The following is an 11,330-nucleotide window of genomic DNA, read 5'->3' on the forward strand; positions in this document are numbered from 1 at the left end:
TCAACTTGTGACTAAATCGACAAAATACCTGCTAACTCATACATAGAAAGATCAGGTTGATGGTCTTGCTCAAATGCTTGGTCAAAATCGATTCCTATCAGCTCATTATTACGGATTGCTACCATTTTATCATGTTCGCCGGCAATCAGTAACTCAACAGCTTTAGCGCCCATTCGACTTGCTAAAACTCGATCTAAAGCTGTTGGTTTTCCACCACGTTGAACATGCCCTAAGACTGTTACTCGTGTTTCAAAACCAGTCTCTTCCTTAATTCGATCTCCAATCTCCATACCTCGTCCGACACCTTCTGCAACAAGAATGATACTATGTTTTTTGCCTCTTTCATAACCCCGTTTTAAACGAGCAATCATTTCCTCCATCCGAAACGAAACTTCTGGAATCAAGATCGATTCTGCACCATCTGCTAATCCAGACCATAGAGCAATATCACCAGCATCTCGCCCCATCACTTCAACAACATAAGTTCGTTCATGAGAAGATGCTGTGTCACGAATACGGTCAATTGCTTCAATCACTGTATTGATTGCTGTATCAAAACCAATTGTAAAATCTGTCCCAGGAATATCATTATCAATTGTCCCTGGAATCCCAATCGTAGGGAAGCCTAGATCCGTTAAACGTTGAGCACCCCGAAACGTTCCGTCTCCTCCTATTACCACAAGGCCATCAATCTGATGTTTCCGTAGCTCTGTTACTGCTTTTCGTTGTCCTGCTTCTTCTAAAAACTCTGGACAACGCGCACTATAAAGAAATGTTCCTCCTCGATGGATAATATCGCCGACTGCCCCTTCATTTAATGGTGTTATATCACCTTGAATTAAACCAGCGTATCCTCGATAAACACCAAATACTTCTAAATTATAATAGATTCCACTGCGGACAACGGCTCTAATTGCTGCATTCATTCCTGGAGCGTCTCCACCACTCGTTAAAACTGCAATTCGTTTCAACATTTCTAGCTCCCCTTTCTTAACAGAATTGGTCATCCAACAGGGACAAAATACGTCCAATAGGGACAAAAGACCGTCCCGGCACTCAAGGACATTTGCATGATAAACATTTATGTTTCATTCAATGTGATTTGAAATTACATCAACATCTATGCTTGAGCGCCGGGAAATAAAATACTAACTCCCAAACTGCCCGATTTGGGCATATTTCTGATAACGATCTTCCAATAACGCCTCTGGCGTCATTTTTTGTAGTTCAGAAAGATGTCGCAGAATAGATTCCTTAATGAGGTTTGCTTGTTCTTCTGGGTTCTTCTGCGCTCCTCCTTTTGGCTCGGCCACAATCTCATCAGCAATGCCAAATCGATATAAATCTTGTGCAGTAATTTTTAAGGCTTCTGCAGCTTCTTGAGCCTTTCCTGCATCACGCCATAAAATAGCGGCTGCACCTTCAGGAGAAATGACAGAATAATAAGCATGCTCTAACATAAGAAGTCGATTACCGATACTAATCGCTAAAGCACCTCCGCTCCCTCCTTCACCCGTATTGATACAGATGATCGGAACGGAAAATCCTGCCATTTCACGTAAGTTACGGGCAATTGCTTCACTTTGTCCCCGTTCTTCTGCTTCGATCCCGGGATGCGCACCCTGGGTGTCAATAAAACAGATGATTGGACGGCGAAACTTATCAGCTTGTTGCATCAACCGCAGAGCTTTCCTATATCCCTCCGGGTGAGGTAAGCCAAAATTACGAGCAATCTTATCTTTCGTATCCGTTCCCCGCTCATGACCGATGACCGTAACTGGAAGACCATCCAATTTGGCGATTCCGCCTACAATCGCGGGGTCATCTCCATACAAACGGTCGCCATGCAACTCAAGAAAATCGGTAAAAATAGAACGTATATAGAATAAAGTAGTAGGGCGACTTTGATCACGCGCTATCTGCACTTTTTGCCATGGTGTTAATTGACCATAAATCTCCTGTTCTAATCGTTCTGCTTTTTTTTCAAGTGTTGCAATCTCTTCGCTTAGATCAATCGATTTTTCTTTTGTAAAAGATTTTAATTCAGCTATCTTTTCTCGAAGTTCAATAAGTGGTTTTTCAAATGGCAACTGACTCAATCTTCGTTCCCCCTATATGCGTGAAATTCAAGCAGTTGCAATAATCGATCACGCAATTCATGACGTGGAACGACTTGATCTAGCTGCCCATGCTTCAGGAGAAATTCGGCTGTTTGAAAATCATCTGGCAGTTTCTGTCGAACTGTTTGTTCGATCACACGTCTTCCAGCAAAGCCAATCAATGCGCCTGGCTCTGCAAGGTTAATATCTCCCAATGAAGAAAAACTAGCCGAAACTCCACCTGTTGTCGGATGAGTAAGTACAGAAATGAAAAGAATTCTCTCCTGATTTAAACGCTCTAATACAGTGCTAGTCTTAGCCATTTGCATCAATGAGAAAACACCTTCTTGCATCCTCGCACCACCGGAAGCTGAAAAAAGCACAAATGGATATTTTTTCTCTAATGCCTGCTTTGCCGCTCTCGCAATCATCTCTCCTACAACAGAACCCATACTACCCATGCGAAAACGTGCATCCATGACTCCTAAAATCAGAGGATATCCGCCAAGTCGTCCTTCACCCGTCACAATCGCTTCATTTAAACCAGTCTTTTTTCGGTCACCTGCGATTTTTTGTAGATAATCAGGAAATTCTAATGGGTCTTCCGTTTGTAATTCAGTATTAAATTTAATAAAAGTCCCTTGATCAATCAATGATTCAACTCGCTCAGGCGCAGACATACGAAAATGATACTGACAGGATTTACATATTTTTAAATTTTTTTCTAATTCTTTTGATATAATAATTGTTCCACACTGTGGACACTTTTCCATGATTCCCTCAGGAACTTCTTTTTTTGCTTGCGTTGAGGGAATGGTGGCATACTTTCGTTTTTTGCGAAACAGATCCTTTAACACAGGTCACACCTCATCCAAGGATACTAGAATTCAATAACGTCCATTTTATTGTTTATATGATGGACAAGTTATACATTAATCATGACGTCAACTGTACGGTTTTCTCTAAAATCGAAGCTGGATCTGTCTGAATTTGAGCGACTCCAGTCTCCATAGCTGCTCTTGCTACTTCACTTGCAACTTTGGGAGCTACCCTCGGATCAAATGGCGCAGGAATCACATAATCGGGCGCAAGTTGATCTTCAGAAATTAAACCAGCTATTGCATATGCTGCTGCAACCTTCATCTCTTCATTAATACAACTTGCCCGTACATCTAATGCACCACGGAAAATACCTGGAAAAGCAAGCACATTATTCACTTGATTTGGAAAATCAGACCGACCGGTGCCAACTACTTTTGCTCCAGCTTGAAATGCAAGCTCTGGCATAATCTCTGGAACAGGATTTGCCATAGCAAAAATAATCGGATCGCGATTCATGGAACGAACCATCTCTTCCGATACAGCATTTGCTACTGAGACACCAATAAAGACGTCTGCTCCCTTTATTACTTCTGCTAAATCACCCGACTTTTTGGAGCGATTGGTTACTTGGGCAATTTTTTCTTTTACTGCATTCATTCCCACAGGGCGACCTTCATAAATAGCTCCTTTACTGTCACACATAATGACATCACGGACGCCCATCTGCTGTAATAATTTTATGATTGCAATACCGGCAGCACCTGCACCATTCGCCACTACTCGGATCTCTTCCATACGCTTCCCAACGACGCGAAGTGCATTGATTAGCCCGGCAAGGGTTACAATGGCTGTTCCATGCTGATCATCATGAAAGACAGGGATATTTAATTCCTTCTGTAACCTTTCTTCAATAATAAAGCAGTTTGGGGCTGCAATATCTTCTAAATTAATCCCCCCAAAAGTAGGAGCAAGCAGCTTTACAGTCTCAACCACTTTATCGATTTCTGTTGAATCAATACATAGCGGAAATGCATCAACACCTGCAAAGGATTTGAATAAAACTGCTTTACCTTCCATCACTGGCATTGCCGCTTGAGGGCCGATATTCCCTAAGCCAAGCACAGCAGTCCCATCAGTAACTACTGCGACCAAATTCCCTTTCATCGTGTAATCATAAGCAGTATCTGGATTCTTATGAATCTCAATACATGGTTCAGCAACTCCAGGAGAGTAGGCTAAACTCAAATCGTCAGAGTTTGTCACGGGAACTTTGGATTGGACTGATAATTTCCCTTTATTTTCTCGATGCATTTGCAATGATCTTTCTCGCAAACTTGCCATTTGGATCGCCCTTTCTACGGCATCTTCCTCATCAGTAGATAACATTCATTATACCAAAAACAGAGAGCGAATTGTATGAAGATACTCCCGTCCCATTAATATCATGAAGTCTAATCGATAGCAATTCATTTTTACAAAAATCAAATGTTGCACAAAATCGTAGTAGAGTCTGTAGATAAAGTCTACGATTCTGATTAGATTTCGTTACACATTCAACCCACTGTTTGCATTCGCCTTACATTCGAAGACTTCCCTCACCTACCAAACGCTCCATCAGTTCCATACATTCAGCGGATAAATCAAGACCATATTTGTCAACAGGGAGCGAGCGGAATTGTTTACTTCGTTCATAATAGAGTGTAACAGGAATTTTCCTTCGAAATTTCTTCAAGTAACCTTTTAATTCTTCCAATTTTTCGGGTTGCTGTTCAAATGCTGGGTGTATTCGAATAAAGATCTTAGTTGGTTTTTCAAATGAACCCATTCGGTCAATAATCAGGCGAACTTGGTCTTCATCCTGTTGAACTGTGCCGCTGATATAGCATGGTTTTCCTTTAAGCGAACGAAGGAGCGAATCAAATTTTCGAAATGCCTTAGGAAAGAGAATCGCTTCGATTTGTCCTGATTGATCTTCGATTTGCACAAATGCCATATTCTCTTTCTTCCTTGTGGTCACCATCTTTATTTCCCGCATCATCACCAGCATGGATACTCGTGTTCTTTCAGCTTGCTTTGTTAGTTGAGCCAATGAATGGAGTCCGAATGGATTCTTGAGATAATCATATGCATCTAGCGGATGTCCTGTAAGATAAAAACCTAAGGCATGATACTCTAATTGGAGTAATTCTTGCTGACTATATGGCTTCATTTGCTCATAACGACCACGAACACGCTCTTCATCTGTAAAAAGGCTTAGTTGATTTTTAGCAATATTTGATGTTTGGGGTTCTGTTAATTCGCCAAGCATTGCTAATTGTTTTGCCCGATGATCTGGTAAACTCTCCATTGCTCCGGCCAATATTAAAGCTTCAATTGCTCTTCGATTACAGAATCTCAAATCAATTCTACGACAAAAATCGGATAAGTCCTGAAAAGTTCCATTTTCTCGTTCTTGCTCAATCACTTCAATTGATTGACGTCCAAGATGTTTAATTGCACCTAACCCAAAGCGAATTTTCCCCTGCTCTATAGTGAAATGATATTGACTTCGATTGATATCTGGTGGTAAGAGAAGAATTCCTGTTCGCCGAACTTCTTCTATATATTCCATCAGCTTATCCTGATTCCCTAATACCGATGATAGTAATGCAGTGAAATAAGCTAGCGGGTAATAGGCTTTCAAATAAGCGGTTTGATAAGACAGTATGGAATAAGCTACTGAATGACTCCGATTAAAACCATAATTTGCGAAGCGAACAATCAAATCATATACTTTTTCCCCAGTCTGTCGATCATATCCACGTGCAAGACAACCTTGAATAAAAATAGATCTTTGTTCTTCCAAAACATCACGTTTCTTCTTTGAGACTGCACGGCGAAGTAGATCAGCTTGTCCTAAACGAAAGCCTGCCATTTTTGCAGCGATTTGCATGATCTGCTCTTGGTAAACAATAATGCCATACGTATTACGTAAAATGGGCTCTAGATCAGGATGTGGATATTGAACCGTTTCCTGACCTTTTTTTGCGGCGATATAATGTGGGATTTGTTCCATTGGACCTGGGCGATAAAGAGCGATAATTGCGACTAAATCTTCAAATGATGAAGGTTGACATTCTCGTAATACTTTCCGCATACCACTCGACTCTAATTGAAATACGCCTGTGGTCTCTCCTCTGCCCAACATCTTTAGTATCTTCTCATCATGATAGTTAAGCTTGCTTAGGTCGATCAGCTTATCCAATAAAGATAAAGTGCGTTCAATTACTGTTAGGTTGCGAAGACCGAGCAGATCAATTTTGATCAAACCCAACGATTCAAGCGATTCCATTGTATATTGTGTCATATAAACATCATCGATCCCCGGTTGCAGGGGAACATGCTCAACTAGAGGAACAGGTGAAATCACAACACCAGCTGCATGCGTGGAAGCATGACGAGGCATTCCTTCAATTTTACAAGCTGTCTGCAAAAGTTCACCCAATTCAGGTTGCCTGTTCCACTTTGCAAATTGTTGATCTTGACGGATCAATTGTTGCAAATGTACTCCTGGGGATGATGGAATCGCTTTCGCAACTTGATCAACCACTCCATAAGGTAAGCCGAGTACTCTCCCAACATCACGCACAGCAGCACGTGGGGCCATAGAACCAAAAGTAATAATATGTGCTACATATTCTTCACCATATCGTTCATGTACATATTGAAGCACTTCACTTCGTCGTTCATCATCAAAATCAAGATCAATATCTGGCCATGTGACACGTTCAGGGTTTAGAAATCTTTCAAATAGTAAACCATATTTTAAAGGATTGATATTGGTAATGCCTAATAAATAAGCAATGAGACTCCCTGCCACAGAGCCCCGTCCAGGGCCTACTGCAATACCCTGTTTTTTGGCAAATTGTACAATGTCCCAGACTACAAGAAAATAATCAGCATAACCTAATTTGTGAATCAGTGAATACTCTTTATTTAATCGTTTCTCCACTTCAACAGTACGCTCTATCTGGCGCTTTGATAATCCTCTTTCACAAAGGCTCCACAAATAAGCTGATGCATTTTGTGACGGTGGGATTGGATAACGAGGCATCATTAGTTGATCAAAAGAAAGCGTAAGATTACATCGGTCTGAAATAGCCAGTGTATTCTCTAACGCCTCTGGTATATCTTGAAACTGCTGTGCCATTTCTTGGGGTGATTTTAAATAATATTGATCAGATGGGAAGCGCATTCGCTCTGGATCATCCAGCTTTTTCCCAGTATGTATACAGAGAAGACAATCGTGCATTTGAGCATCTGCTTGCTCAATATAGTGGACATCATTTGTAGCAACTAAAGAAATCCCCCATTGATTCGCCCATTTGATTAATTGTTGATTGATTTGGCTTTGCGGTTTCATATATTCTCCTTGGATCTCAAAGAAGAAATGTTCTTTGTCAAACATTCCTAAGAAGGTCGAAATCAGATCCTCAGCTCGTTTTAGATCCTGTGACAAGATAGCTTGTGGGATGATTCCACCCATACAAGAACTTGTTGCAATAAGACCTGTTCGATAACGAGCCAACAATTGTAAATCGATACACGGTCGACCTCGAATCATATGTTGATGAGCAATGGTGACAAGTTTCATCAAATTACGATATCCTTGATTCGTTTCAGCCAAAAGTAATTGATGGTAACGAGGCTGTTTTTTTCTATTCTTCAATGAATCGACTAGATACATTTCACATCCAATAATTGGTTTGATTCCATGTTTTCGACATGCTTGATAAAATGGAATTGCACCATACATAACACCATGATCTGTAAGAGCTAAGGCATTCATGCCATGTTTCTTGGCTGCCAACACCAAGTCTTCAATCCGTGCAGCTCCATCTAAAAGGCTATAGACTGAGTGAACATGAAGATGAACAAAATTCTGGCTCATTTACGCTCCCTTCTTTCCAAACAACATAATTTCTGACGATGATGTGGCAATTCAACTTTAGAACTCGTAACAAATTTAATAATAGGATATGATAATAACTAGATCGATAAAAGGGGGCCCAAATATGATTATTAGTCGTCGGAAATTGGCGCAATCGAAAGTCGAAGAGATTAAAAATGGGTACTCTGCCTTTGCTGAAACAGAAGAGGTCGCCCAATTGATCGAAAATGAGTTAAAAACACTTAATATTAAGGTTCATATTGACCGTACAGAAAAGGGATCTTGGTTTATTCCCGAAAAACCTGCAAAAAAATAATGATAATCTCTCACCCATGAACCTTTTCATGGGTGGTTATTATTTAAAGGAGTTATTTTATGATCACGATTCAGTTTTTCTCAGTCGTCCTCATCATCATTACCTTTTTTAGTGTCATCTATCACAGTTGGTTGATGCGATCTCGACGTAAGCATCAACAGGCTTTTCAACAACCTCTTGCCATCATGAATATGAGTATGGGTTTGCTCTTTTTAGCAATTTCAATCTTTTTGATCACCTTTCCAGGCGCTTGGTATCGCTATCTATTGATTGCTTTAATCGCTGGAATCGGCATGATTAATCTCTATTATGGTGTACAACGTTACAGATGGCAAAAACGAACATCACAATCAGAAAAATAATGGTTATGAGTTATTCATGGCCTCAGCTTTGGCGTGATCTGTTCGTGATCGTGGTTCTCGGTGATGCATCTGATCCGGGTTTGCCAGGATGTGGGGCTGTCGCGGTCTGTCAGCCTCCACGGCTGGGCAATGAATCGTCATAACCTTCAATGTTCAATAATATGTGCCGTCAGCAAAGCCTTTGCCATGACTTGATGCTCTTTTAGCACTTCGATCTCTAATTTCCCCTGTTTTCGTCCAGCATCAAGAATATGAGGGATGATGCTAATCTTGCTTTCTAATTGAATCGGCTTTAATAAATAAAGGCTAAAGCTCTGTACAGATGATTCTCCTAACTGCTTTCGTCGCAAAAGCCGAATCCCTGCTTCTGTCATTAGTGAAGTCAGGATACCCACACTTAAATTGCCTAAATGATCAACCATCTGAGGGGTTACACTACCTTGAAAAAGCAGTTTTTGACGGTTTAAGCTAATCTCTTCAAATCCTTCAAAACAGGCTTCTTGAATTGTCTCTTCAATTTGTGGCTGTTTTTGCATATGCTGCAACGATTTGATGACGTCCTGTCTACTTAACACGCCTAATAGATGTTTATGATCATCTACTACAGGCAATAACTCTATCCCTTCCCATGCCATTTCATGGGCTGCTGAAGCAAGTGTACTCATAGGAGAAATGGTGATCGGCTGACGAGTCATGACCTTTTCAATCAGCGTATCACTCTGTATATCGATAACATCCTTTGCAGTAATAATGCCAACTACTTTCTTATGTTTATCAAGCACAGGGTAACGAGCATGTCCTGTTGTACGGACTTTTTCATGAAAATCTGAGATTGTATGATCTATTTCTAAGGAAATTGGTTCTTGATTACGTGCATAAATATCTTCTACCAACAGAATCTCCTTCTTAATCATACGATCATATATTGCACGATTAATCAGAGAGGCGACAGTAAAAGTGTCATAGCTTGTAGAAATAACGGGTAAAGCAAAACGATCTGCTAGCTCTTTTACTTCCTTCGTTGTATCAAAGCCACCCGTTACTAAGACTGCTGCACCATGTTTTAAGGACATGAGATGAGCCTGATCCCGATTTCCCACAATGAGCAAGCTATTCGATTCAACATATCGCATCATCGCCTCTAACTTCATTGCCCCAATCACAAATCTCTGTAATGTTTTATGAAGGCCTGCACTTCCACCCAATACATGTCCATCAACAATATTGACAACCTCAGCAAAAGTTAGCTGTTCAATATTAGAGCGGTTCGTTTGCTGCACACGAACGGTGCCGACTCTTTCAATTGATTGAACCAAACCTTGTGCCTCAGCCTCTTTAATAGCACGATATGCTGTACCTTCACTCACCTTCATGAATCGTGCAACTTGACGAACCGAAATTTTATTGCCTATTTCTAACTTTTTTATATATTGTAGGATCTGCTCATGTTTTGTCGGCACTCAACATGCACTCCTCAAACATTATTTTGCTCAATTATATCACTGTAATTGAGCAAATCCCTAGCTTTAGCTATGCACAAAAAAAAGAGACGGTATGATACCGTCTCGCCGAAGGGGGTTTTCATCTTAACCATATAATAGAAGATATAGGTTACAATTTGATTACACCCATTTTACAACTATTTATCTAAAGGAAAATGTAATCTTTCTTCTGGTTGTAAAGCAATTCCTTTAATATCCTTTTTTTGCAATTGATTGATGAATTGCTTTGCATCTTGCTCAATTGCTGGAAAGGTATCGTAGTGGATTGGGATTACTCGATCAGCATTTAACCACTCAGCGGCAATCACTGCTTCTTCTGGCCCCATCGTAAAATGATCTCCAATCGGGACAAATGCCAAATCAATTGCGTACCGATTACCAATCAATTGCAAATCGGAGAAGAGGGCAGTATCTCCTGCATGAAACAATGTCCATTGATCCATGGTTAATAGAAGCCCTGCTGCCATACCCATATAGATTATTTCTTGTCGCTCATGATCAATATATCCATTTCCATGTAGCGCTGGCGTCATCTTGACCTGACCAAAAGGAAAAGAACAGGTTCCCCCAATCGACATACCTGTTGCCTCGATATCTTGCCAAGTAAGCCAATGAGCAAGCTCATGAGAACCGATTACATGGGCATGATTCTGTTTGGCGATAGAAACGGTATCTCCTAAATGATCATTATGTCCATGTGTTAATAAGATAAAGTCAGGATTTAAATCTTCAGCTTGAATCTTTGCTTGAGGATTTCCTGTTATAAATGGATCAATCAATAGATGATAACCATCTTTTTTTATACTAACACAAGCATGTCCGTGAAAAACAACCTCCATTTACACTAACTCTCCTTAACTCAATCTTGCTCCAGATCACGATACAATTCTAACACAGGTTGCATCACAATTTGTTGGATATCTTGGAATATTTCACCAAATTTCTGTTCTGCTTCTAAATATTGGTTCAATAAAGGGATTCCTTCTATGATTTTAGTTAATTGTGTAACTTTTTTCTCAATATCTTCCCCTGGTTCTCTCCCCTGTAAGTTAAGTGTCTGAATTTCAACTTGAATCGAACGATATGAATTTAACATCTTATATAACGTTTCATTTTTCTCAATCTGATCTTGGATTTGTCGCAATTGCTGATATTCCGGACTTGATTGTAGTGCCTCAACTAATTGTTTTGCTTGCTCATATGGATTGGCCATAAAAAAACCTGTCTGCATTGATTGAATATTTATATTATACAAGCAGACAGTATTCACCTCCTATTCGTTAATATTCTTATACCACA

At 40.2% G+C, this 11,330-nt stretch carries 10 protein-coding genes; 2 read left to right on the top strand and 8 right to left on the bottom strand.

Features of this window, described 5'->3' with window-relative positions:
- Positions 1–11: 11 nt before the first annotated feature.
- From pfkA to BUB71_RS07010, 5 genes are all read right to left on the bottom strand, one after another.
- Positions 12–971 carry a 6-phosphofructokinase gene (gene pfkA, locus BUB71_RS06990; RefSeq protein ID WP_073154388.1) on the bottom strand — a complete coding sequence of 320 codons (960 nt, stop codon included), beginning with the start codon at positions 969–971 and terminating at the stop codon, positions 12–14.
- Positions 972–1,148: 177 nt separating this feature from the next.
- Complete coding sequence (locus BUB71_RS06995) at positions 1,149–2,099, bottom strand: acetyl-CoA carboxylase carboxyltransferase subunit alpha (protein WP_073154132.1); 951 nt, start codon at positions 2,097–2,099, stop codon at positions 1,149–1,151.
- A complete protein-coding gene (gene accD / locus BUB71_RS07000) occupies positions 2,096–2,956 on the bottom strand; it encodes an acetyl-CoA carboxylase, carboxyltransferase subunit beta (protein WP_073154133.1) in 861 nt (286 codons plus the stop codon). The genes BUB71_RS06995 and accD overlap by 4 nt, the downstream gene beginning before the upstream one ends.
- A 79-nt stretch (positions 2,957–3,035) precedes the next feature.
- Entirely contained in the window at positions 3,036–4,262 is a 1,227-nt protein-coding gene (gene ystJ / locus BUB71_RS07005; RefSeq protein WP_073154389.1) for an NADP-dependent malic enzyme, read from the bottom strand.
- Positions 4,263–4,497: 235 nt separating this feature from the next.
- The gene (locus BUB71_RS07010) at positions 4,498–7,851 is read right to left on the bottom strand and encodes a DNA polymerase III subunit alpha (RefSeq protein ID WP_073154134.1); all 3,354 of its coding nucleotides are present in this window, start codon (positions 7,849–7,851) and stop codon (positions 4,498–4,500) included.
- Between the two features lie 124 nt (positions 7,852–7,975).
- Between BUB71_RS07010 and BUB71_RS07015 the strand changes: the two genes are divergently transcribed.
- Together BUB71_RS07015 and BUB71_RS07020 are read left to right on the top strand one after the other, a co-directional pair.
- On the top strand, positions 7,976–8,167 hold the full coding sequence (locus BUB71_RS07015; protein ID WP_073154135.1) for a YtzJ family protein: 192 nt from the start codon (positions 7,976–7,978) through the stop codon (positions 8,165–8,167).
- Between the two features lie 59 nt (positions 8,168–8,226).
- Entirely contained in the window at positions 8,227–8,529 is a 303-nt protein-coding gene (locus tag BUB71_RS07020) for a hypothetical protein (protein ID WP_073154136.1), read from the top strand.
- 146 nt (positions 8,530–8,675) lie between these two features.
- On the opposite strand, the gene BUB71_RS07025 is transcribed toward BUB71_RS07020, so the two are convergent.
- From BUB71_RS07025 to BUB71_RS07035, 3 genes are all read right to left on the bottom strand, one after another.
- Complete coding sequence (locus BUB71_RS07025; protein ID WP_073154137.1) at positions 8,676–9,989, bottom strand: DRTGG domain-containing protein; 1,314 nt, start codon at positions 9,987–9,989, stop codon at positions 8,676–8,678.
- A gap of 179 nt (positions 9,990–10,168) precedes the next feature.
- A complete protein-coding gene (locus BUB71_RS07030) occupies positions 10,169–10,870 on the bottom strand; it encodes a metal-dependent hydrolase (protein WP_073154138.1) in 702 nt (233 codons plus the stop codon).
- Between the two features lie 20 nt (positions 10,871–10,890).
- The gene (locus BUB71_RS07035) at positions 10,891–11,286 is read right to left on the bottom strand and encodes a YlbF family regulator (RefSeq protein WP_073154139.1); all 396 of its coding nucleotides are present in this window, start codon (positions 11,284–11,286) and stop codon (positions 10,891–10,893) included.
- Between the last annotated feature and the right edge of the window lie 44 nt (positions 11,287–11,330).

This window comes from Seinonella peptonophila (genome assembly GCF_900129355.1).
Classification (GTDB): Bacteria; Bacillota; Bacilli; order Thermoactinomycetales; family Thermoactinomycetaceae; genus Seinonella; species Seinonella peptonophila.